Annotated in this window: 20 protein-coding genes; 12 read left to right on the top strand and 8 right to left on the bottom strand. The window is 62.1% G+C overall.

Features of this window, described 5'->3' with window-relative positions; all coding sequences use genetic code 11:
- Positions 1–53 precede the first annotated feature (53 nt).
- Complete coding sequence (locus E5720_RS06720) at positions 54–620, bottom strand: hypothetical protein (protein WP_136170003.1); 567 nt, start codon at positions 618–620, stop codon at positions 54–56.
- A gap of 243 nt (positions 621–863) precedes the next feature.
- Here E5720_RS06720 and E5720_RS06725 point away from each other — a divergent pair, with 243 nt between their 5' ends.
- From E5720_RS06725 to E5720_RS06740, 4 genes are all read left to right on the top strand, one after another.
- On the top strand, positions 864–2528 hold the full coding sequence (locus E5720_RS06725; RefSeq protein ID WP_136170004.1) for an FAD-binding dehydrogenase: 1665 nt from the start codon (positions 864–866) through the stop codon (positions 2526–2528).
- 111 nt (positions 2529–2639) lie between these two features.
- Positions 2640–3881: a carboxylate--amine ligase gene (locus tag E5720_RS06730; RefSeq protein WP_136170005.1), complete on the top strand. Its 1242-nt coding sequence runs from the start codon at positions 2640–2642 to the stop codon at positions 3879–3881.
- On the top strand, positions 3878–5944 hold the full coding sequence (locus tag E5720_RS06735; protein WP_247596195.1) for a hypothetical protein: 2067 nt from the start codon (positions 3878–3880) through the stop codon (positions 5942–5944). The genes E5720_RS06730 and E5720_RS06735 overlap by 4 nt, the downstream gene beginning before the upstream one ends.
- A gap of 71 nt (positions 5945–6015) precedes the next feature.
- On the top strand, positions 6016–7020 hold the full coding sequence (locus E5720_RS06740; RefSeq protein WP_247596196.1) for a DUF3089 domain-containing protein: 1005 nt from the start codon (positions 6016–6018) through the stop codon (positions 7018–7020).
- 24 nt (positions 7021–7044) lie between these two features.
- Here E5720_RS06740 and E5720_RS06745 read toward each other — a convergent pair whose 3' ends face one another.
- The 4 genes from E5720_RS06745 to E5720_RS06760 are packed head-to-tail and all read right to left on the bottom strand — an operon-like array spanning position 7045 to position 13710.
- Positions 7045–8691, bottom strand: coding sequence for a glycosyltransferase family 39 protein (locus tag E5720_RS06745; RefSeq protein ID WP_247596197.1), 1647 nt, complete (start codon positions 8689–8691; stop codon positions 7045–7047).
- A complete protein-coding gene (locus tag E5720_RS06750; RefSeq protein WP_247596198.1) occupies positions 8688–10184 on the bottom strand; it encodes a glycosyltransferase in 1497 nt (498 codons plus the stop codon). Before E5720_RS06750 ends, E5720_RS06745 begins: the two co-directional genes overlap by 4 nt.
- On the bottom strand, positions 10181–11743 hold the full coding sequence (locus tag E5720_RS06755; protein ID WP_136170008.1) for a hypothetical protein: 1563 nt from the start codon (positions 11741–11743) through the stop codon (positions 10181–10183). The genes E5720_RS06750 and E5720_RS06755 overlap by 4 nt, the downstream gene beginning before the upstream one ends.
- The gene (locus E5720_RS06760; RefSeq protein ID WP_136170009.1) at positions 11740–13710 is read right to left on the bottom strand and encodes a hypothetical protein; all 1971 of its coding nucleotides are present in this window, start codon (positions 13708–13710) and stop codon (positions 11740–11742) included. Before E5720_RS06760 ends, E5720_RS06755 begins: the two co-directional genes overlap by 4 nt.
- 355 nt (positions 13711–14065) lie before the next feature.
- Between E5720_RS06760 and E5720_RS06765 the strand changes: the two genes are divergently transcribed.
- From E5720_RS06765 to E5720_RS06775, 3 genes are all read left to right on the top strand, one after another.
- Positions 14066–15187, top strand: a complete 1122-nt coding sequence (locus E5720_RS06765; RefSeq protein ID WP_136170010.1) for a beta-mannosidase — start codon at positions 14066–14068, stop codon at positions 15185–15187.
- A gap of 75 nt (positions 15188–15262) precedes the next feature.
- Positions 15263–16687: an MFS transporter gene (locus tag E5720_RS06770; RefSeq protein WP_136170011.1), complete on the top strand. Its 1425-nt coding sequence runs from the start codon at positions 15263–15265 to the stop codon at positions 16685–16687.
- On the top strand, positions 16684–17103 hold the full coding sequence (locus E5720_RS06775) for a MarR family transcriptional regulator (RefSeq protein WP_136170012.1): 420 nt from the start codon (positions 16684–16686) through the stop codon (positions 17101–17103). Before E5720_RS06770 ends, E5720_RS06775 begins: the two co-directional genes overlap by 4 nt.
- A gap of 15 nt (positions 17104–17118) precedes the next feature.
- Here E5720_RS06775 and E5720_RS06780 read toward each other — a convergent pair whose 3' ends face one another.
- Entirely contained in the window at positions 17119–18054 is a 936-nt protein-coding gene (locus tag E5720_RS06780) for a YhjD/YihY/BrkB family envelope integrity protein (protein ID WP_247596199.1), read from the bottom strand.
- A 184-nt stretch (positions 18055–18238) separates the two neighbouring features.
- Between E5720_RS06780 and E5720_RS06785 the strand changes: the two genes are divergently transcribed.
- Positions 18239–18526, top strand: a complete 288-nt coding sequence (locus E5720_RS06785; protein WP_136170013.1) for a hypothetical protein — start codon at positions 18239–18241, stop codon at positions 18524–18526.
- 67 nt (positions 18527–18593) lie between these two features.
- Entirely contained in the window at positions 18594–19598 is a 1005-nt protein-coding gene (locus E5720_RS06790; protein ID WP_136170014.1) for a TIGR03617 family F420-dependent LLM class oxidoreductase, read from the top strand.
- A 12-nt stretch (positions 19599–19610) separates the two neighbouring features.
- Here the strand turns inward: E5720_RS06790 and E5720_RS06795 are convergent, their stop codons facing one another.
- Positions 19611–20570, bottom strand: coding sequence for a DUF389 domain-containing protein (locus tag E5720_RS06795; protein ID WP_136170015.1), 960 nt, complete (start codon positions 20568–20570; stop codon positions 19611–19613).
- Between the two features lie 192 nt (positions 20571–20762).
- On the opposite strand from E5720_RS06795, the gene E5720_RS06800 reads away from it, so the two are divergent.
- From E5720_RS06800 to E5720_RS06810, 3 genes are read left to right on the top strand one after another with little or no spacing between them, the layout of a single operon-like run.
- Positions 20763–21626, top strand: coding sequence for a hypothetical protein (locus tag E5720_RS06800; protein ID WP_136170016.1), 864 nt, complete (start codon positions 20763–20765; stop codon positions 21624–21626).
- Between the two features lie 45 nt (positions 21627–21671).
- Positions 21672–23543 carry a phosphoenolpyruvate carboxykinase (GTP) gene (locus E5720_RS06805; protein ID WP_136170017.1) on the top strand — a complete coding sequence of 624 codons (1872 nt, stop codon included), beginning with the start codon at positions 21672–21674 and terminating at the stop codon, positions 23541–23543.
- Positions 23540–23920: a DUF5313 family protein gene (locus E5720_RS06810; RefSeq protein ID WP_136170018.1), complete on the top strand. Its 381-nt coding sequence runs from the start codon at positions 23540–23542 to the stop codon at positions 23918–23920. Before E5720_RS06805 ends, E5720_RS06810 begins: the two co-directional genes overlap by 4 nt.
- Here E5720_RS06810 and E5720_RS06815 read toward each other — a convergent pair.
- A complete protein-coding gene (locus E5720_RS06815) occupies positions 23905–24501 on the bottom strand; it encodes a helix-turn-helix domain-containing protein (protein WP_136170019.1) in 597 nt (198 codons plus the stop codon). The genes E5720_RS06810 and E5720_RS06815 overlap by 16 nt on opposite strands.
- Between the last annotated feature and the right edge of the window lie 20 nt (positions 24502–24521).

A 24521-nucleotide genomic window follows, 5' to 3' on the forward strand; every position in this document is an offset into this window, starting at 1 on the left:
GCCGTTCATCGAGGCAAGAGCGATCGATCGACCACCTGCGCCGGGTGAAAGTCTTACGCGAACGGGCACCCTACGGTGTAGTTCCACTCGGTTCCGCCGGGGCCGATGACCTTGACCAGGACATTCGTGTCGATGCCGGGAGGAAGGTCGATCACGGCAGAACCGGTTCCCTCGTTCGTGTCATCGCCCACGTATCCCGTGCTGAAGACGAGCGCACCCTGGTAGAACACGTCGATGTTGTCCGGGATGTCGAGGGTTTCCCAGCGAAGCTCGAATGAAGCCGGTCCGCTACGTCCGAGGTCATGGAGGGTCTGCGTCACCCCCGGACCACCTGCCAGTGTGTCCTGGTTGCAGAACTGGCGCGGCGCGATCGAGCCTGTGCCGGGAAGGCTGTTGATCATGGAGCTACCGCTGTTCAGAATGCCGATAGCGCCGTCGACGATGCTGCCGCCGTCGAGAATGCTACTTCCATTGTCGAGAGCGGCGCTCCCACTGGCGATTACGCCGTCGACGCTTCCTGTCGAGGGCTGTGCCGACGCGACCCCGGGCAGTGCGAGGGACGCGGCAACCAAAGTCGCAACAACCGTGATCGATTTCAATATTGCATTACTACTCAACATGATTGCTCCAGAGGGAGAGGGAAAGTCCGTCGGAAGCAATCTTCACACCGTGCCGGCAGATCGAGTATCGGTCGTTCGAACTAATTCAAGGGCCGCGTCGTCGAGACCGAGTAGCTCTGTGATCGAAAGCGAGCTTGTTCTTCGGCGCTGGACGCGGAACTCTATTGTCGAGACCGACACGACATGGTGCACTGGCGTGCAGCAGAAGCGTGCAGGGGAACGACAAGGGGAAGAGGTTCGACGATGGATGCGGACGTAATCGTGGTCGGCGCTGGTCTGGCAGGCCTGGTGGCCACCGCCGAACTGGCCGACGCGGGCAAACGGGTACTTCTGCTCGATCAGGAACCGGAACAGAATCTCGGTGGCCAGGCCTTCTGGTCACTCGGTGGCCTGTTCATGATCGATACCCCCGAGCAGCGCAGGATGGGCATCAAGGATTCCCCCGAATTGGCATTGCAGGACTGGCTCGGCACCGCGACGTTCGACCGTGGCATCGACGACCCCAAGGGTGAGGACTACTGGGGTTACCAGTGGGCACAGGCCTACTTGGAGTTTGCGTCGGGCGAGAAACGATCGTGGCTGCACGCGCAGGGAATGCGATGGGTTCCCATCGTCGGTTGGGCCGAACGCGGCGGCTACCTCGCCGAGGGCCACGGCAACTCGGTGCCACGCTTCCACCTCACCTGGGGAACGGGCCCCGGCGTTCTCGCCCCATTCGAACGGCGTGTCCGCGAGGCTGCCACGAAAGGCTTGGTGCGCTTCGGGTTCCGCCATCGCGTGGACGAGCTCACCATCACCGACGATGGCGTCGACGGCGTCCGAGGATCGGTTCTCGAGCCCAGCGCCTCGGTCCGGGGTTCGGGAAGCACGCGGGTCGAGGTCGAGGAGTTCGAGTTCCATGCCGGTGCGGTGTTGGTCACCGCCGGTGGAATCGGCGCCAATCACGATCTGGTGCGGGAAAATTGGCCCGTTCGATTGGGCACACCCCCCACGTCGATGATCTCCGGAGTACCCGAGCACGTCGACGGACGCATGCTCGGTATCACCGAGCGTGCGGGTGGCCGGTTGGTCAACAAGGACCGGATGTGGCACTACACCGAGGGAATCAAGAACTGGGATCCCATCTGGAAGAACCATGGGATTCGCATCATCCCCGGCCCGTCTTCGATGTGGTTCGACGCACGCGGACAACGCTTCCCGGTCCCGAACTTCCCCGGCTTCGACACTCTCGGCACGCTGAAAACAATTCAAGACAGCGGATACGACTACTCGTGGTTCGTTCTCACGCAGAAAATCATCGAGAAGGAATTCGCACTCTCGGGATCCGAGCAGAACCCCGATATCACGGACAAGAACCTCAAACTCGTTCTCGGGCGGGTACTACCCGGAGCGAGCGGACCGGTCGAGGCATTCAAAGAGCACGGCGAGGACTTCGTCGTCGCAAAAACGTTGTCCGAGTTGGTCGCAGGCATGAACAAGATCACCGGTGACAATCTCATCGATGCCCGCGATCTGGAGCGGCAGATCACCGCACGAGACCGTGAAACGGACAACCCGTTCACCAAGGACCTGCAAGTCTCCGCAATTCACAATTCTCGACGCTCCCGTGGCGAGCGGATAGCTCGTACTGCGTCGCTGCACAAAATTCTCGATCCCAAGTCCGGTCCGTTGATCGCAGTGCGACTGAACATCATCACCCGTAAGACCCTCGGCGGAATTCAGACCGATCTCGACGGTCGCGTGCAGAATTCGGACGGGAATACGGTGCCGGGACTGTGGGCGGCCGGTGAGATCGCCGGGTTCGGCGGCGGCGGTGTGCACGGATATCGATCGCTGGAGGGCACCTTCCTCGGCGGCTGCATATTCAGTGGTCGGCAAGCCGGACGTGCATTGGCACAGGGAGTGTGAGCGCGGCCGTCAGACAGTGCGCCGAGAGGTAGCCCGTCGGTCGCGAAGTGCACACTCTGTACCGTGGAGCGGAGGACTTCGACCACGGAACACCGATTGGGAAGGATCTTTATGTCTCAGCCTGCACGGCTCGAGAAGAATCCGGACACGGGCTACGTAGCACTACTCGGCTGGAGCTTGCCGGCTGTGGAAGCCCTCGACAAGTTCGACCGCAGGTATGTCGTCGTGGCACCGGATTGGGCCGAGCAATACTGCACTGAGCACGATATTCCCTATCTTCCGTGGAACTTCGAACGTCTCAACGACCGTTCGCTCGAGATCGCCGAAACACTGCGCGATATGGGTGTCGACGTCGCGATCCCGCTGTACGAGGAAACTGTCGAGTGGGCCGGCGCCATCAACTCGGTACTGCTGGGCAACCCACGCCTGTTCGGGCAGGCGATGTTGTTGCGAGACAAGTCCCTGATGAAGCGTCGTGCACAGCTCGGTGGGATTCGCGTCGGGATCTTCGAGGAGGCTCACGACCGTGAAGATGTGATCCGCTTCCTCAAACGCGTCAACCAAACTCTCCTCAAACTCGACGGCGATCCCAACGACCCGATTCACGTCAAAGCGTTCGACAAGGCAGGCTGCCTCGGCCACCGGGTGATCAGGACACCTGACGATGTCGACTCGATCCCCGACGAGGAATTCCCGGCTCTGATGGAATCGCATCTCGACGGCTGGGAGTTCGCCGTCGAAGCCTGGATCCACAACGGAAAGATCAAGTTCCTCAACATCTCCGAGTACGTGACCCTCGGATACTCGGTGTTCGTACCCGCCACCCCCGAGCTCGAGAAGTACCGCGATCAGATCACCGTGCAGATCGAGAAGCTGATCAAGACCTTCGAGATCGAATTCGGGTTCATCCACCCCGAGTACTTCGTCACCAGCGACGGCGAGATGTACTTCGGCGAAGTTGCTTACCGGCCACCAGGTTTCAAAGTTTTCGAGCTACTCGAGCGCGCCTACGGCTTCAATGCTTACCAAGGCCTGGTACTGGCGTTCGACCCGAAGACCACCGAGGAAGAGATCGACGCCTTCTTCCCCAAGGAGGTCGTCGACGCCACCGGTGTTGCCGGCTGCTTCGGTGTGTACCCCCGTCGACGCGTCGTCAGCAACCTCGTCATCCCCGACGTCACGTTGGACGACGACTACTACGAGACGAACGACCTCTCGGCGCCCGTCGAGGAGACCGTCACCAAGCGTACGGCTTTCGGTACGCACTGGGGATTGCTGTACTTCTTCGGCGAAGATCCGTACCGGATGCGTGATCTGCTCAAACAACAGGAAGAATTGGACTTCTACGTGTGAGGCAGGAACTCGGGGACGACCACACGCCACCGGCACAGTCGACGGAAGAACCGTCGGTCACCGATGCGGCCACAGCGGCCGATCGAGCATTGGCTTCGCGCCTCGCGCAGCTCGATCACGCAACCGAAGCGTTCGCAACTGCTCCGGAGTTCACCAAGAGCAGCAAGCTCCGACGCGTCCTCGACTCTTTGCATCGTGTGCTGTCTCAACCCGGCGGCTGTGCAGCGATTCGGGAGCGTGCCGAACTCCTCGAGAACGCGGGACTGTTCGCCGGATCGGACTGGGCGCAGCCGGACATCCTCGTTCCGGCGTTCGTCGGCCCGAGCCTGCGAAGCGGCAACAACGACACCGTAGTGCTCGAGGCGACGAGCGAACTTCGGATGGTGGCGATCGTTGCCGGCGAATACGACCACCCGGCGGTGACGCCGGAAAATGCTCGCCGGTTCCTGTCCCAGGTCCTCGCCATGAACCTCGAAGTGTTGTTCACAGCGCCGTCGGAGGCAGAGCGAGTTCGACTCGGGCGCACGGCTCATCTCATTCGCGATCTGTTCGGCTACGTAGCCGAACAGATCGGTTACGACAGCGTTCTCGACGAACTCCTCGAAGAGATCTGGCGTGTGTTGCGTCAACGCCCGATTCAGGTGGACAACGTCAAGGCGATGGTCACCCGCATCGCGATCTACCGCGACGACCCCACCGTGGATCTCGGTACGTCCGGGCAGGGTCTCGACCGGTTGATCACGGCGCTGTTCGGCACTACCGAAGCGTGTCGGGAGGACCCCGGGGTCGACGTCTATCGGTCGCGGCTCGCGGTCATGGATTCGGAAGCGCTGCAGTTCGAGGCACGCGGTTTCGCCCGGGCAATGCACGACACCGGGTTGGTCTCGCCTTATCACGCGACCCTCATGCGTTACCTGGTCGAGCACAACAGTTACGTACTGGCCGAGGCGCTCGGACTGTCCGACACCGGCAGGACCTGTCTGCAGCGATATCCGGAACTCGTTCAGCGGCTCGTTTCCGAGACCGTGTATCCGGAGACAGCACAGTGCCTGTACGGCCTGGCGCTGCTTCTCGACCGAGGGACTCTGTACGAGCCACCGGTAGTCCCTTCCCTGTGGCGGCAGATTTCACTGAAGCTGTCACCGAAGGTGCGCGAGAAAATGCTTGTCGCATTCGGTCCGGGTCCCGATCCGGAGTCGCGGTTGCTCGGTGGACTGTTGTCGATGCTCGGCCAACCACTCGGTGTCGGCCAAGGTGACAATCCCACGTGCCAGTCTGCGCGAGCACTGTCCATGTGGGCGTACAACGATCCCGACTATCTGCTGCAGATGGTCGTCTGGGCTGCACGTGACGACGAGATCGTCATGCACTTCGAGGGTCGACCGATTTCCTCGACCGATAGCGTGGGCGGCGTCGCGACCACCGATCCGATCGACCTCGATCCGGTTTCGTTGCTGCTGGTGCCGCACCTCGACCGAATTTACGCAGAGATGGTCCGACGCTGCGCCGACCGTGAAGGCGACCCGCATCGCTGGGTCAATCCCGAGTTCCACGGCTGGTGGTCTGCTCGGGAATTCCACATCAACGTCGACGTCGCGACCGGAAATCTGATCGACCTCGACGGCTTCATTCGGCAGTTTCACGCCTCCTATCACCCTGCGTACAACGGTGGTCAGCCGCTGATTCACCCGCAACCGGCCGGCGTCGCCGTCACCGACAGTGCGGCCCGCTACATCGGCTGGCATGCGATCGCCATCCTGCGTGTCACCGCCGATCCCGACGGCATCATGCGGGTCTATTTTTTCAATCCGAACAACGACAGCGGCCAGGATTGGGGTGACGGCGTCGTCGTCGGGACCGCAGGAAATGGTGAACGAGCCGGTGAAGGATCCCTGCCGTTCGACCAGTTCGCCTCTCGCCTCTACATCTTTCACGCCGATCCGCTCGAGGAAGGTGAGCCGGACAAGATTCCGGCGGAAGATGTCGAAAACATCATCGGATTCATCGAACGCAGTTGGGGCGCAGAAAGGCTGCCTCGGGGCGCGATCGAGGAAGATCGGTAGTTTCGGAGGCGTTTCCGGGCCGATTCCTGGACTCCCCGTGGCCAGGCACCTGCCCTGCTATCGTCACCCTCGTGCCGATCCCACGTTCCGCCGGCCTGGCGCTTCGCGTCGGTGTGCTGGCCATGATGTTCTTCGCCATGGTCGCTTCGCCGGTGTCCGCCGACCCTGCTCCCGCAGCGACCACGACCTGGCTGTGTCAGCCCGGCCAGCAAGGTGACCCGTGCGGCGGTGGGTCGGGCGCTCCGGTGGACTGCTTCTACGTCTACCCCACCGCGTCACTGCAGCAGAGCACCAACGCGAACTTCGACACCTCTCCCGAGTTGCGCGCTGTGGCAGCCTTGCAGGCCGCGCCCTTCGGGGAGAACTGCAACGTGTGGGCGCCGATATACCGGCAGACCACCCTCCGCGCATTGTTCGCTGGGACGGCGGAAGAACGCACCGCTGCCGGGAACCTCGCATACGCCGACATCGAGAACGCCTGGAACGACTACCTCGAGCACCACAACAACGGCCGTGGTGTGGTCCTCATCGGACACTCCCAGGGCACTTTCGTCCTTCGAAAACTGATCGCCGATCACATCGATGGTCAGCCCATCCAATCGCAACTGGTCTCGGCGCTGCTGATCGGCGGGAACGTGCTCGTCCGCAAGGGCGAAGGTGTGGGAGGCGACTTCGATTCCGTGCCCGCCTGCACCGAGTCCACGCAGACCGGATGTGTAGTCGCCTATTCGGCATTCTCGAATCCCGCACCTGAAGACGCGAGATTCGGTCTGCCGCCGAATACGGCCGGACCCGACGTCGAGGTGCTGTGCACCAATCCGGGGTCGTTGCGCGAGAACGCCGACGCTCCCATCCACGGAATTCTCGCGGGTCAGGAAGTCGACGGCCTCCATGCTCGGTGCACAACCGACGAGGGCCCACGCGTTCTCATGGTAGACGGGCCCGGGGCCTCGCTCATCCCGGCAGTGCCGGCCCCGAACTGGGGAATTCATCAGGTGGACATGAACGTCGCCCAGCGAGACCTGGTAGATCTCGTCGGTGTTCAAGGCGCGGCATACGACGCCGCCGGTCGATAGCGAGCAACGCTGTACCGGTTCGCCTCAGTCGACGACCTGATAGATGCGCCAATTCGGTTGATCTGCACCCGTAGTGGGGACCTCGAATGCAAGTGTGGAGATGGTGGCACCGTTGTCGTAGATCGTCGGATACCTGCGGTTGACGGCGTCGGATTCGCCACGCCCGGTGTTGGGAACCGTCAGCAGATACTTCACTCCGGCTGCACCCGGATCGTTGAGAATCGTGGTGAAATCCTGGTCGGAGGGCACGACGAACTGCGAGGGATTCGACGACGCGGCGACCACCGCAAACCCGTAGACGGTGTCGACGAGAACCGATCCTTCGGGCAGATTCTGTGCGTCCAGATATGCGGCGAGTTCGCGTTCGGTGGCGAACGAGTCGATGATCGTGCGAGCTGCGACTGCATCGGCATCGTCGGCCGAGGGGGTCGGGTCGAGTAGATATCCCAGCGCATATTCCTGGGGAGCCAGCTTCGGCTGAACCATCGCCCAGCCGGTGACCGGCACTGCCAGCACCGACAACACCACCAGCCCGACGCCGACCCCTGCCGGCACCATCGCACGAACCGGCCGGGGACGGTGGAACGCACCTTCTCGCCGCGTGTGCGGATTGCCTCGCGGCGGAACCAATTGCACCAATGCGACCACGGCGAGCGGTATCGCGCAGATATAGAACCTCAGAAAACCGAAGGTGGAGCCGCCGATGAAGCTGACGGCCTGGAATGCGAGGACCGCCCCGAACACGACCGGGCCGACCAAGAATTCCAGATCGCGTCGCCGTAATGCGAGGACCGCCGATACCGGCAGGGCCACCAACAGCGCAGGCCCCAGCACGACAATGGCCGTCACCGCGAACACGGTGTTGCCCAGCGCGGTTCCCGTCGAACCGCCGGACTGCGCAAGAATCGCGGCATTGCCGTAGCCCGAGGACAATTGGGCCAACGCTTCCCCGGTGATCAACCAACTCGTACCGGTCCACACCACGAACGCGGCGAAGCCTGGCCCTGCCACGAGCACCCCGTCGAGCACGGCGCGGCGAATCATCTGCCGCCACTGCGCTCTTCCGCGTCGCATCAGCGTGATCGCCGCGACCAGCACAGCGGCACCGGCAATAGCGACGACGCCGTCGTAGCGGGTCAGGTAGGCCAGTGCCAGTGCGATACCCGCAACGACCAGATCGTGGACGTCGTCGGTATGTACCCAGCGGATCAAGCGCCGCACCGCCCAGCAGACGAAGAACAGAAAGACTGCTTCGCTCATGCCGTTCGCACCGTAGAAAACGATCATCGGGTTGATCGCGAACACCACCGTGACGATCGTGCAATACCGGGTCGAGAGACCCCGATCCCGACAGATTCCGTACACCATCACGACAACACCTGCCATGAACGCCGCCGAGACCAGGATCCCGGAGATGTTCCACCGGGTGATCGCCGGCCACCACGAAGACAACGCAACGATCGGCAACTGTGCCAACGCAGTCAACGGGGTGAAGATGAATCCGATGGCGGACACATGTGGGTCGCGGCTCAGGAGAACCGACTGTGCAGCCGAGGTCCGTGACAATGCGTCGCCGAGCAGGTAGCCGAACCTCAGGCTCAGCGTCAACCCGATCGCAACGTAGCCCGCCAACGATGCGGTGAAGACGATCCATGGTGCGCGAGAGCTCACGTGAGAGTCTCTTCGGTCTCGACTGCTGCTGTGGTCGGCGTGTTCAGTCCGTGAAATGTCTTCTCCCAGTAGGACGGGTTCCGAATGAGCTGCCAGCATCCCTTGATAGCAGCAACGCTCATCATCACCCAGTACAGCGGCATGGTCAGGCTCGGAACGAGAAGGTAGGCGTTGTCGCTTTCCCGACTGGCGATCAGGTACATGTAGATGGTGGCGACGTTGCCGATGATCAGTGACACCAGCGAGAAGTAGTAGATGTACGGCGGGAACAGCGCGGCTATGAGGTCTGGTTGCCCGAGAATCCAAGCGGCCGTGGTGAACCAGAAGATCATGTTGATGCAGGCACTGATCGGAGTACCTGCCAACAACAACGTCAGTCGGTAGGTGCCGACCGGGCCCAATGCACGCACGGTAGCGAGAGGTCGACGCATATGCACCAACCACGTCTGAAGGTAACCCTTGTACCAGCGTGAACGCTGTCTGACCCAGTTGATCGGGTCACTGTTCGCTTCCTCGAGTGTGATCGAATCCAGTACCGCGGTGGAGTAACCGGATGCGGCGATACGCACTCCGAGATCGGCATCCTCGGTGACGTTGAAGCCGTCCCACGCGCCCACCTGCTCGATGACGTCGCGCCGGAGATGATTGGATGTGCCGCCCAGCGGAATCGGTGAGGTGCTGCGCATCAAACCGGGGAGCAAGTAGCCGAACCACAGCGCGTAGTCCGCGGTGAACCATCCGGTCAGCAGATTCTGAGAGCCGTTGTGGAATGCCAACTTTGCTTGGACGCAGGCCACGGTATCGGGCAGACGGTCGAACGCGGCGATGACCCTACGCAGCTGCAGAGGTTCGGGGAGATCTTCGGCGTCGAAGATCGTGACAATGGTTCCGGTCGCAAAATGCAGTCCGTAGTTGCAGGCCTTCGGTTTGGTACGAGGGTCTCCGGCAGGGACGAGGATTACCTCCACGATCTGGCTGACTCCGCTGCGCGCCGCCGCGTCGATGGTGACGTCGTCGTCCTCTTCCAACAGCAGCAGAACTTGTAGTTTGTCCGGCGGATAGTTCAGGTTGGTCATGGCGGCGATGAGGTCGCCGACAACCTCGGGCTCGTTGTATGCCGGGACCAAGATCGTGTACGCGGGAAGAAGTTCGTCCGGAATCGCGAGCGCTTGCTCATCGGTGACCGTCACGATCGCTGTCGCATCCAACCCCCGAGAGAAGATCAACAGGCGGTCGAACATCATCGCCAGATAGCCCAGCGTGCACAACACCGTCAATACCAGCAGTGTCGGAACAGGATTCAGTAGAGCGCTCACCAGAGTGAGAACGGCGATGGAGATGGCGGTGTACTTCTGCCACGGCACGAAGGCGATCGCAGCCGACGCCAATGGATTTCGTCGGGCGAGTCCGTTGATGGCGTCGTCGAGCGCCGCTGCGCGAAACTCCGCTGTCTCCTCCCCGACGCGCGGCGGAATCCGCGGCGTGCTGCTCACTGTCCACCTCTGGTATCGATATTCCATTGCGCCCGAACGAGACCGGTGCCGAACGAGGTCAGCAGCGTGCGGTCTTTGTACTCCGGGTCGGTGTCGGCGACGATGGAATTGCCGCGTAGGAAGGTCGCGAGGCTGGTACCGATATTCGACGCCATCGACGGTATCGGCCTGGGGAACGAAGCGCCGTCCTCGTGATTGTCCACGCTGATGATCGTCACTCGCTGGGTGACGTCGCCGCGTACCCAGGTGAAGACCAATTTTGTCCAGGTCAACAACAATGCGTCGCTGACCGAGGTGTACAGGGTTCCGGTGACTCCGTGCCCGAGGGGCACCTGCAGTGGAGCGCTGGTGCGGGTATTGCTCAGCCGATACAGAGTGCTTTCCGGATAGATCGCCAAGCTGGCTCGGTTGGTGGTGGAGAGGACGTCCACGACCACAGTTCGTGGTCGTGATTGGATGTCCCACTCGGGGTTTCCGTCTTCGGCTTTCATCGTCTGCCGGTTCAGCGTGGCTGTTTGCCCGAAGTACGAGCGCACCCAGTCGTACGATTGGATCGCTGTCCGGTTCCACCCGGTCGGCGGAGCCAACGGTACGGACGTCGATCCCGGAGGGCCGGCGGTATCCGGGATGACCGTTGTCTCGGGCAGCGGGAGAAAGAGCAGGATCACCGCAGCAACGATCACCATGATCGCCGAACTCGGCGAACGTTTCGCCGAGGACGAGGACATGCCCTTCGGCAACGGTTTCTTGCTCTCACCGCGCCTGGAGAGCAGATAGAACCCCACCCCGATCACCATCGAGGCACCGACCGTCGGGATCAGCTGCATCAGAACGATGTCGATTCGAGGCCAGAGGGCCAAGATGAACGCCAGCACCGCAAACCCCGTCGCCACCGTGCAGACGAATCCGAGCCACGCCCTACGCCGAGTACGACCGACAGCTATCGCGCCTGCGACCCCGCCCAACACCACCAGCACTGCGCCGTAGGCGAATCGGCTTCCACCGACGTTGATGGCGACCAACCGATACATCAACGGGCTCAATGCCAGCAGCAGCAACCACACCGACCAGAATCGGCCGACCGGCCGAAGACCGAACAACAGGATCGCGCCGCCGAAGAAGAACACCAACGCCGACAGGACATCGAGGTGCGCGAGTGCGTACTGCTCGGAGTAACGCGGCAACCACAAGGCTTTGACGGCGATCGACGCCAGTAACGCGAGACCGCCGACAATGACGTCGGTCTGTCGATCGTGAATCGGCAGCTCTCCGGCCCGGCGGCGAGCCAGCCCCTGCGCGGCCACAGCCGCCAGGAACGGGAGCACGAAGATGTATGCGGTAATGGCGCCGTTCGTGGCTTCCTCCAACACCCGCTTCCAGGTGGGAAAGAACGCGACCACGACGCACCCGGTGAGCAGAAGCCACCGAAGCACGATCACCGTGGCCGGGTGCGCCGTCCATCCCGTTTTCTCCGGTGCTGAATCGAGATGTTCGACGTCCTCGCTGCCCGAGTCCCCTTCCCCGGTGTGGTCGGGTCCGGCCTCGGCATCGGCAGTCATGACGGCGGTGAATCGTCGCGGCGGCGGTGGCGACGGCGACCAGAGCGGCGAGAGCGCACAACGAGGACGACCGCACCTACGAGAGCGACGAGCAATACTGCGCCGGCAATTCCGAGGATCGTCACGCTCAGGCGATCGACGCCGGACCCGTTGGCCTGCGTCGACTCCCCCGATGACTCCTTTGCCAGGTCACCGCTCGACAACGACACCGGCTCGATTCCCGGTACAGCGAAGAGAATGTCACCGCTGCGGCCGAACCAACGCGACGGATCGGCGTCGAGCCAACCCAGAAGTGCGTCGAGCCGGCCCCCCTTGCCTGTCGACGATGCCACCAACAATGCCTGGTTGTTCGCGGTCGTAGTCACCTGCAAGCTGGCGTAAGGCACCCCCGGATCGACGGTGAGCGAGGAGCCTGTGTCCGAGTCTGATTCGGAGTCTGTGGATTCCGGCGTTGCGATCGAGAACGTGGTAGCGCCGGACGAGGACAGCGGCAATGAAAGCGAGTCCGGTAGAGCGCCGTCGGCGGCAATCACGACGGCCGGGTCGGAGCTGGCGAGCGCGTCGTCGAGAGAAACGACCTGCAGCATGATCGGCCTGGCGGACAGGCGCTGCAGTCCGGTCACGACCGAGACGGCACGGACGGTATCGGCGAAGGTTTCCTGGGTCATCGCTACGTCGAACTGCGGCATCAAGGCTTGCGGCAGCGATCCGAATCCCAGCGGAGCCGGCGTCGAGGAAGGTCCGGATCGGACGACAGTGGAACCGTCGACCGTGATCGTCGACGCTGCCTGCGTGCCACATCCGGCGGCCGAATCCGAGGGGTGCTCGACGCTGACGTCGAGGGTGGTAGCTTTCCGCAGCTCGGCGTTCGGGATCTCGACCCACTCATCCAACCGACCCGAATCGTCGGCGGACCACGATGCGATCGTCTTACCTCCCACCCCGGCAGTGATCGATCCGACGCCCGGGGTGTAATTTCCGGTCAGATGCACCGACACATCCGAGACCGAGCGGCCCAGGCGTGCTTGATCGAGCGTGAGCGACGCAGTCGCGGTGGAGTCGCCTTTCCCGGTGACAGTCCCGATTCCGAGATCGTCGAGGGTCGTCGAATCGGGTGCGAGAACAGCACGAGGAGCCGACGCCCCCGCGAGTGCTTTGGTCGTCACCGCCAAGTCGGCAATGTTGCTGGTGATCAATCGAACCTGGTCGGTCAGTGCCGTATCGCTACCGGTGACGAACAGCCGTGGAGGTGATTGATCGGCCGGAAAGATCAGTTCTGCTGAGGCGTCGTTGTTCTCGGACACCACGACGGACCGTTCGAATGTCTGGTCCGGTTGCGAACCCTGCAATTCGGTGTCCGGGCGCACGACGACCCGAACGGGCTGCGCGCCGTAGTAGTCGATCACCGACGTCGTCAACGTCAACACTGCCGAGATCATGTCGCGGTTCGGCTGGGCAGGCATGAATACTGTGAGCTGTCGGAGCACCGGTGGCAGGAACTCGGAGATCGTTCGCGGTATCGACGGCGCCCCGGTGTAATCGACTCGGGCGTCGAGGAGTCGCAGCTGCGCGTCGACGGCATTCGGGCAGAAGCCGGCGTCGGGAATCAGCGTCGACGCGAGATCGAGGGTCACCGCTCCGCCGACAACTGGAACTGCCGCCAGCGGGATGGAGATAGGGATCGTCGGCGCGTCGCGCGCGAGCGCGACGCGTGAGATGGGCCGGTTGCCGGACTCCACATCGATCCAACCTCGATCGAGCCAGGCCGGGACGGTGAGCACGGCGTTCAACGACGACGGCGTGGTACCCGGTGGCACCGGCACGGTGACCTGAGCACGGCCACTCTGCCCATTCAGTGCAATCGGACCACCTAGGCCGGTTTCGCTGAGGGACAGCGAGATCGGGGCTGTCTCTTCCGAGTCCGCGTCCTGCGCTTGCGCGATTCCAGGTACGGAGGAAAGGACCATAATCGCAACGATCCCACTGATTGCGGCTATTCGAGCAGTACAGCGTGAAGGCACACCAATAGTCGACGACATCAAATAGTCCGGCCCTTTAGGTGGAAGTGGCATCTCTCGAGAATTATTATGACCGATCAGGAGTGAACAGTCCTCGATGTTTATCGAATTTATCGTTACCCGCGATGACCAGGTGAAGGGACCCCTGAAAGCGCGCAGATAAACAATCCCCGCGACCAGTATGGTTGGAATTGCGGGGTGGAAGAATAATTTCGACGGAGATTTCCCGATAAGTGCCGGTCGATATGCCATTCAACGGGAGCGAATGTACCGGTTGTCAATACACAGGCCTATCATCTGCGTTATGCCCAGCACGGTTCGTTTTCGTCGAGTCGCCGCCGCGGCACTCGCTGGACTACTCGTCACCGTCACCGGTGCAGTACCGACAGACGCTGCGCCGTCGCCGGAAGCTCGGGTGAGCGCGGACGCCGACGGTCTGACACTCGACGGCGCACCGTGGTGGCCGACGGGATTCAATGCCTACCAGCTGGCGACGGATTGGTCGGTCAATGCCGGGTGCGGGGCCATGGTCGATCTCGACAGCTACTTCGCGGCCCTGCCTGCACACTCGCTGACGCGCTTCGACGCGTTTCAAGCTCTCGCGATCAACCGCTTCACCGGCACCCTCGACTTCGGTCCCATGGACGCAGTCTTCGCCGCGGCCGAAGCGCACGATCAACTTCTGATCCCAGTCTTGTCACCGCAGGACGGGGCGTGCGAAGACAACGCCTTCAAGGACCGACAGTGGTACATCGACGGCTGGACGACACCACCGCCCTCCCCCACCCCAACTGCACTTCTGAGCTTCGAGGAGTGGGCCGACACTGCCGTCACGCGCTGGAAGGCCTCACCCGCACTTGCCGCGTGGGAACTCGTCGGCGAACCGGAAACGAGCACCTGTACGGACGCGAACTGCTCCTGGGACAAACGAACCTGCGCCTCCGACGCAGATGACGTTCTACGCAATTTCTTCGATACCGCCGGCGCACGGGTGCGCACCCTCGATTCTCGAACCTTGATCACCGCCGGGCTCACGGGCGGTGGCCAATGTGGAAGCCAAGGCGACGAATACCGTTATCTGGCAGAGTCACCCAACGTCGATGTTCTCCAGTACCACGACTACGGCGCCGACGGGGTAGCACTGCCCGGCGATCAGTGGAACGGACTCCAGCGTCGGATCACGCAAACGGCAGAGGTCGGCAAGCCCCTCGTGGTGGCCGAGATCGGCGAACTCGCGGGGTCCTGCGCGGCGACGGCAGATCGTGCCGCACACATCGGTGCGAAGATGGACGGTCAACGGGCTGCAGGTACCGCTGGGGCACTGCTGTGGGCATTCGTTCCGGATGCGAGACCGACAGAGTGCACGTTCGACATCGGGCCGAGCGATCCACTGTGGCGGGTCCTCGATGAGAGAACCCCGAACTAGCCACTTGCACATGCAAGCCTCGAGAATTCATACTCGAACTAACATTTGTAGGTGTACAACCATCGGGCGGTCCATATGACAGAGTCTTCGTCACAGCGCCGATACCTCGTGCTCGGCATCTGCTGCCTCAGTCTCTTCCTGGTCAGCATCGACAACACCATCGTCAACGTCGCGCTTCCGTCGATTCGGGCCGAGCTCGACTCCTCGGTATCCGGTCTCCAATGGATCATCGACGCGTACACCCTCGTCCTGGCTTCGCTGTTGATGCTCGGCGGCTCTTCCGCGGATCGTTTCGGGCGCAAGAAGATCTTCATGATCGGCACCGGATCCTTCATCACCGGATCGCTACTGTGCAGTGTCGCGCCGTCACTGGGCTGGTTGGTGGCATTCCGCATGATTCAGGCCGTCGGCGGATCGATGATGAATCCGGTCGCAATGTCGATCATCACCAACACGTTCGACAACCCCAAGGAACGCGCAGGCGCGATCGGCGTCTGGGGTGGAGTCGTCGGCGTGTCGATGGCCGCGGGGCCGTTGCTGGGCGGGGCGCTCGTGACGTCGGCAGGGTGGCAGTCGATCTTCTGGGTGAACGTCCCGATCGGACTTCTCGCGTTGGCACTGACGTGGAAGTACATCCCGGAATCCAAGGCACTCCATGCGCGCAAGTTCGATCCCGCGGGTCAGATCCTCATGATCGCGTTGCTCGCCGGTCTGGTGTTCACGATCATCGAGGGATCGGCAAAGGGCTGGACCTCCCCACTCATCCTCACGACGGGCGCGGTGACCCTCGCATCACTCGTCGGGCTGATCCTGACGGAGTCCAGACGCACCGAACCGCTCATCGAATTGTCGTTCTTTCGCAGCGTCCCGTTCAGCGGCGCCACGATCATCGCCGTGTGCTCCTTCGCATCGCTGGGTGGCTTTCTGTTCCTCAACACCTTGTACCTGCAGGACGTCCGCGGCTACTCCCCACTGCACGCCGGCCTGTACACGTTGCCGATGGCCTTGATGACCCTCGTTTTCGCCCCGATCTCCGGACGTATCACCGGATCCCGCGGGCCGCGCATCTCACTGGTGGTCGCCGGGGTCGGTTTCATCGTCTCTGCCACGATGCTCACCCGCCTGACTGCGGACACGTCCTTCGGCTGGCTTGCGGTGTCGTACATCATTTTCGGTATCGGCTTCGGTGTGGTGAACGCCCCCATCACCAACACCGCGATATCGGGCATGCCACGCAGTCAGGCCGGCGTTGCATCCGCGATCGCATCGACGAGCCGACAGATCGGCCAATCGCTCGGAGTCGCGGTCGTCGGATCGATTGTGACCGCAGGTCTGGTCGGCAGCTTCGAGGACGGTTTCATCGACGCTGCGCGACCGGCCTGGACAGTCATGCTGTGCGCCGGTGTCGTGGTTCTGATTCTGGCGGTCGTCACCACCGGAGGGTGGGCGCGCGGTACCGCGCACGCCGTCGCCTCCCGCTCGAAGGAGCTGGTCTCGTGAACGCCCCCGATGTCTGGTCCGACCTACGCAAGCTCGTTCTCGAGGTATCCGATCCACACCGCGCCGTCGTCGCCGCAACCGGAGAGAGCTTCTTCAGAACGAAAGTTCTCCGACAGCTCCTGCACGGACCACTCTCGGCGGGCGAACTCGCCGAACAGCTCGGCTCCGATCCGCCGTACCTGTCGATCGCTCTTCGTGACCTGGAGGCCAGAGGCCACCTCGAACGCACGGAGGACCCGCTCGACCGACGTCGACGCGTCGTTGCACTCACCGACTCCGGGCGTGAACTCGCGCGCGTGGCGAACGAGGTCCTTCGAACACCGCCTGCGGCCCTGACCGCTCTGAGCGAGGCAGAGCTCGCTATCTTGGCGCGGATTCTGTCCTCGCTACTCGGCGACTCGGTCACGTCTGCGTAGGCGTGCAAGCACCCGTCAGTCTTCGTAGGTGACGACGATGTCCTGAAACCCCTTGTTCCGCTGCGCTTCTGCCTGGCCGGTGTAGGACTTCTTGTCACCCTCGGTGAGTTCGACATTATCGGTGAACGGCGTCAGTAGCGCACGGGGATGCAGTCCGTCGACTCGAACGGCATTGATCTCGATACAGAGAACGATGAGTACCGATGCTATATAAAGGAATCCGAGCAAGCCGAGCACGATCGCGAAGACTCCGTTACTGGTGCTGACGTTGCCCACCACATATCGGATGTAGATTCCCCCGAACGCTTGCAATGCCTGCCAGAGCACTGCGGCGACGATTGCCCCCGGCAGTACGTTCCGGAGGGTCAGCGGGCGGGGCGTTCCGATTCTGAACGCTGCGGAGAAGACCACGGCGTTGACTGCGACGGCGCCGATCAGGGCCAGCGTGCCACCTGCAAACCCGAAGACGCCGGACGATGCAACGGCGTTGAGAACGGTCAGTCCGATGATGGCCGTACCCACAGTGCTGAGCAGCAGTAGACCCCGCAGTCGTGCCCGCAGCGGGTCCGGCTGCTCGTTGCGCGGAACGGACCAAGCGGTGTTCATCGCGTACTGCGCGGCGAGCGAGATGCCGAGCCCGCCGTAGAGCGAGCCGACAATTCCGATGACAATCGCCGTCACACCACCGCTGAGACGGTCCGGTTCGCCGAGTTGATCTCCGATGACGGGTATCTGACTCATCGCCGAGTCGAGAATGCTGGCCTGCAGGTCCGGATTACCGGCAAGCACGATGCCCAGCAGCGTGGTGAACAAGAGCAGTAGCGGAAACAGCGACAAGAACGCGTAGTACGCGATCAGGGCGGCGAGATATCCGCCACGGTCGTCGAGGAATTTGTAGACCACTGCCAGCGGAAATCCTGCCGATGGATGCCTTCTTTGAAACTCGTCCATTCGCGCCAGCATCATCGGTCGAATCCAGCCATGCTTGTCACACTCCTTCGCCGCGCCACTCGCGACCGGATCACACATACCCACTGCTCATCCATCCAACACCGCCACCGACCAGGACCGTCGGACGGCTCTGGCACCATCGAGGACATGAGAGCTGTGACTAGCGCTGGAGCTGGGAGGCAGGGTGAGTGACGACCGCGAGTACACCGAGGATGGACACTTCATCGTGATCGAGGGTCGACGCTGGAGAGCGACCGACCCTTCCATTCCCGAGGACCGCAACGCCGAACTACGGTCGATTCTCATGGCTTGGCGACGCAACGTTCGCTCCACCGGGGGCGCCGCCGCCTCCCGCGCGGGGGTGCAGGCCGCGAAAGTCGCTTTGGGAGAACGTGGCACACCGTGGTGGGAGCAGTCGGAATCCGAGCGGCGGGCCAGGTGGGAGAAGGACGTCCCGCGACCGGGCGCGTGACCAGCCGGCCGTAAGGTCGCTAGGGAAAGCGTCGCGTGGCACGAGCATCTGGAGCACCTGAATCGACATGGAACTAGTTTCTTCACTACCCGCCGATACCCCTCTGCACCAGGTTGCAGAACGCGTCAGGCGCATAGAGGATCTCGGTTTCGACACCGTGCACATCTCCGAAACCGTTCGAGATCCGTTCGCGGTCGCTGCGTTGGCCGTCGAGCACAGCTCCACCCTCGTCGTCCGGACGTCGATGGTGGTGGCGTTTGCGCGTAGCCCGATGGTGACGGCGTTGGCGGCCTGGGATTTGGCGAGCTTCTCCGGTGGCCGGTTCCAGTTGGGGTTGGCGACTCAGGTGCGGGGGAACATCGTCGGGCGGTATTCGATGCCATGGACGGACCCTGTTGCGCAACTACGGGACTATGTCGGCGCTGTTCGAGCGATCTTCGTAGCCTTCCGCGACTCGAGCGCATTGGATTACCAGGGCACGCATTACACCTTCGATCGCTTGCAACCTTATTTCAATCCGGGTCCGATCGACATCCCATCTCCAGAAATATGGACGGGCGGAGTCAATGCGCGGATGTGCATGCTCGCAGGCGAGATTGCCGACGGCTTTGTCGCTCATCCCACGAGTTCGCATCCGAAGGTACTCGAACAGATCACCATTCCCCATCTCGAACGTGCCGGTCGAAGGCCTCGCATCATCGCGGTCCCGAAGACGATCACCGGCCGCGATGCGGCCACGGTCGCATCGGCACGGGAGCCTACGCGAAAAGAACTTGCGTTTCTGTACTCCACCCCGGCATACCGCGTTGCTCTCGATGCGCTCGGACTGTCCGAGGTCGGCGAGAAGCTGACCGCCATGTCCCGCGCGGGTGACTGGGCTGATCTCGCTGATGTAATTACCGATGACGTACTGGACGTGCTGGTCACGCAATGCACGTACGCGGAACTGCCTGCAGCGCTTGCATCGAAGTACGAGAATCTTTGCGACGGTATCGCTTTGGCAGTTCCATTGGATCGTGCCGATGACGGGGAGTTTCGGAAAATGTGCACGGAGCTTCGAGTTCCGAAGTAATTCGTGGCGAGCTCAGCGACTCCGGAAGCGGTCTATGGCGGCAGCGCGACGAGCAGAAAGTCGTGCCCAGACGCTCTGCTGAATTGCCAGAGTGGCCCAGCCTGCCAACGCCATACCGGTGATATTGAGCAGCAACTGAAGAGTGCTGCCCCAAATTTCCGTACCAACCCCGAACGCTATTCCGAGCGCGACGTTTCCGGCGGCAGGCACCGTGGTCACCGAGATGAACACCCCGGACAACCCACCCGTCTTCGCCGAGGTGATGGACAGAACCCCTGCTGCTGCCGCGATGACTGCCACGATGAACGACCATTTGTCCGGTGAGTAGATGAAAGCGGTGCTCGGTCGAGGTCCTGTGACGTCATCGATGACCACCCAGCCCACCGCGCGCGCCACAAGTACGAAGAGAGTGGTCGTAGCGATCGAGAGAACGAATCCAATCACGAGGGTCCTGCTCGCACGGACCAGCAGCGTAGGTCGTTTTCGCACCAGCGCGACACCGAGAGCTGCGATAGCCCCGAACTCCGGGCCGAGAACCATTGCACCGATTATCAGGATCTGCGAATCGATGATGATCGCGATCGATGCGAGCAGCGTGGCCATGCCCATGAAACTCAGGTAAGTCCAATTCAGTTCTGTGTCGTCGTACGACCGCTGCGCCACATCCGCCCACACCACCGAGTCTGCGCTACTGCCCGGTGTTCGCTTTTCTGCTTCGAATCCCGAGCGCGAGAGCCAACTACGAACCGGCTCGATATGAATGCTGCCATCCTGATGCACTCCGAGATCGCGTAGGAAGTCGATGATCTCGTTCGCTCCCTCCCGCGCTATATCGGCGACGACTAGGTCGCCGACAGGTTCGACGGAAGCCTCGCGTGTCACCGCGATACCGCTGACAGCGGGACTGTCGACAAGACATGCGAGCACGTCCTGAGTCAGCATCGAAGGCGAGAGGATACGCAGGTGCAGCATGCCCATATTCTGCGCACAGCCCGGACAGACCCCAGCATCGACTCCCTCTCGGTTCACCCTCGGTAGACGCATTCGGGCAGTCGCTTTCGATCGACCACAAGCTTGCGCCTACTTGCGTTATTGCGCAAGTAAGAATACCGTCAATCTACGTAGTGCAATAATGCAAAACTCAACAATCAGTGGAGGTCCGCGATGAGGACTCGATACCGGCATGCGGAACACTCCGCTTCGGGCGCTCCTGGCGCCATGACCGTGGTCGGAGTACACGAATCCTCCCAGCGAGCACGGCAAACCGACGGTTCGATTCGCGGCTGGGTTGCGATGGAGGAGTACGCCGCCATCATCGAGAACCTCACGTCACTGCGTGTGACACGACTTCCGCTGGCCGACTGCACCGAGACCGACATCGTCGATCGCCTGTGCGCGGTCGACGCGAACGTCGGTATCGCCCTGGTGGTCGGATCGAACGCAGCACACTCCGAAGCGATCGCTCGTCGCGTCGACGTGCGGGGCGGCCCGACTGTCGTCACCGAGATCGACCTCGCTACCGCTGCGATGGCAGCGTCGGTCGTCTCCACGCTGGGCCAACGCGGTATTTCCCCCAGCCGTGGGCGAGTGATCATCGCCTGCCCCGAACGCGCACCACTACTGGGTCCAGCGCTCATCGAATGTGGAGTCGGAAGCGTCACCAGTTGGAGTAACCATGACGCGCAGGACTTTTCGCTGAGGCGCCTGATCTCACACAACGATGTTCTGGTCGACCTGTCCGACGCGGAAAACCGTATCGGTGACGAGATGGAACGCACGATCACCATCGACTCGGATCCTGTGCCGGCCGCCTCACTTGCGTTGCCTGGCCTGTTCGACGCCCTCTCTCGGCGAGCACCTACCCGCGTCGACGCGTCGGTCCTGGTGGCCTGCGCTCGGGCACTCGCCGTGCTTTCGCCCCGCGGCAAACTCCTGCCCGACCTCGACCAACCACTCTTGACCACGACAGTCGCCCGCTACGCCGGCCGGGCACTGGATCTCGTCGAACGTCTTCAGTACAGCCGGTGAACACACCGAATCACTGGAACTCTATGCCACCTCGGAGGGACACCCATGACCACATCGAACACTGTCGATCTCGATCTCGGCTTCGCACCGACCTCCCATGCAGAGCTGCTGATATGGGTGAGCGAGGTCGTCGAACTCACCACACCAAACCAGATCGTCTGGTGCGACGGCACCGCGGATGAATGGGACCGACTGACAACAATCCTCGTAGATCGAGGCACGTTTTTCGCACTGAGCGTGCCTGCGAACTCCTTCCGCGCCATCTCCGATCCCCGAGATGTTGCACGCGTCGAAGATCGCACCTTCATCTGTACGGAAAACGAATCGGACGCCGGACCGACGAACAATTGGATGGATCCCGTCGACATGACAACGGTGTTGACCGAGGAGTTCCGTGGCGCAATGGCCGGCCGAACGATGTACGTAGTCGGGTATTGCATGGGTTCCATCGACTCCGATGAGCCGAAATACGGTGTCGAAATCACCGATTCCGAATATGTCGCAGTATCGATGCGCGTGATGACCCGCACCGGAGCACCTGTATGGGAACGTATGGGCACCGAAGCACCATTCGTCAAAGGACTTCATTCGGTCGGTGCTCCACTGGCACCGGGTCAACCCGACGTCCCGTGGCCGTGTGACAACACGAAGTACATCAGCCACTTCCCTCAGACCCGAACGATCTGGAGCTACGGATCCGGCTACGGAGGTAATGCACTACTGGGAAAGAAGTCATTTGCCCTGCGGATCGCCTCAGCCATGGCGCGTGACGAAGGGTGGCTGGCTGAACACATGCTCATCTTGAAACTCACCTCCCCCGCAAACGAGGTGCGCTACATCGCCGCAGCATTCCCTTCCTCGTGCGGCAAGACCAACCTCGCCATGCTCGAACCGACTCTCGACGGATGGACTGCAGAAACCATCGGCGACGACATCGCCTGGTTGCGATTCGGCGAGGACGGGCAGCTCTACGCCACCAACCCCGAAGCAGGATTTTTCGGCGTGGCGCCCGGAACCGGAATGGCGACGAACCCGAATGCCATGCGCACCATCGCCGGTGGCAACTCGATCTTCACCAACGTCGCTCTGACCGACGACGGTGGTGTGTGGTGGGAGGGAATGACCGAGCAGGCGCCGGAGCATCTGATCGATTGGCGTGGCAACGACTGGACCCCGAACTCCGATACCGCCGCCGCGCACCCGAATTCGCGTTACTGCGCGCCCATCGATCAGTGCCCTACTGCTGCAGCGGAGTGGAACGACCCGCATGGAGTCCCTATCTCTGCCATCTTCTTCGGTGGCCGTCGTGCGTCGACGATCCCGTTGATCACCGAGGCATTCGACTGGCAACACGGGGTGTTTCTGGCCTCGATACTGTCTTCGGAAACGACGGCCGCCTCGGCGGGAAGCGTCGGGGTGGTCCGTCGCGATCCCATGGCGATGCTCCCCTTCATCGGCTACCACGTCGGTGACTACTTCCAGCATTGGCTCGATATCGGGTCCCTCGCTGGTTCGCCAGGGGCGCTACCGAAGATCTTCTACGTGAACTGGTTTCGTCGCGGTGATGACGGAACCTTCTTATGGCCGGGCTTCGGTGAGAACCTCCGGGTCATCGACTGGGCGTTGCGCCGAATCGACGGACTGGTCGACGCGGACCCTTCTCCCCTGGGCTACGTTCCCACCTCCGGCTCACTCGATCTCACCGGACTCGACATCGATCGCGCCGATGTCGACACTGCGATGACACCCGACACCGACGAACTACTCGCGGAACTAACACTCATCGACCAGTGGTACGCGACGATAGGCGGCGATAAACTCCCCGATGCTCTACGCCAAGAGCTGAACTGGCTCAAAGCGCGTCTGAGCGGCTACCCGAGCGCGCTGACCGACTCCGATTGGAACCCGATTCGATGACCACCGCACCTCGACCGAGCGTCCGGCAGATCGCCGCCTATCTCGCAGGCCGACCACTACCCGAGAAGTTCAGCGCCTGGGTCATCCACGACATCACCGGACCGGGTTCCACGCGGCACTACGCAACCCGATGCATCGTCCCGCTGGTCCCGCTGCTGGCCGTGTGTCTGCTCGTGCCGGGCCCACTGTTCGTCCGCGCCGGCATGATGCTGATCCTGTTGCTCCCGTTCGTCTATTTCATGATCGCTCTCAAACCGATCTATCAGCGCCATCGCCTGGTCACCCATGGGCTCGATCCCGCGCTGTTGACCGCATACAAGCAACGCACTATCGACGACGACGCGGCCCGCTATTCGGCGCGCTACCGTGGTTTCTGATCGATCGCGCGAAGTAAAAGCTCTTCGATCCGAAGATGAACAGGATCCGTATCATCCTCTGTCGCAATGATACTGAGAAACAGTGAGGCTCCCGCCGCCATCGCGATCAGCGCTCTAGCGTCGAGCATGGCGTCGTCCGCTGCATCCCGCGACGAACCTGCGGAGAACAGTTCGGCGGGAGGCCCGCTGAAGCTCTGCCAGAGCTGACGACGAAGATCCTCGTTACGAGTGAAGGTACTGATCAGACCCGGAACTGCTGCGCGCACTTCTGGTTTGGCGAACAGCTCGCGGCTGCCTGTTGCCACCCATCGCACCCAACCGTTCGGGTCCGTACCGTCGAACGGTTCGAGGTCGGGGGTTGCTCCGAGGATCGAGTGCAACACCAGCTCAGCTTTGGACGACCATCTTCGATCGATGGTGCCGCGACCGACGCCGGCACGGGCCGCGACGCCACGCATGCTCAATTCTTCCCAACCGAGCTCCATCAGTAGCTCGCGGGTAGCCGACAACACTCGGTCGTCGACGCTGCTGTCTCGGGGGCGGCCAGCCCGACCTTTGCCGCTACTGCTGTCCGGATTCATGAAATTTCGTCACACTCATC

This window comes from Rhodococcus sp. PAMC28707 (assembly GCF_004795915.1).
In the GTDB taxonomy this organism is placed as follows: Bacteria; Actinomycetota; Actinomycetes; order Mycobacteriales; family Mycobacteriaceae; genus Rhodococcoides.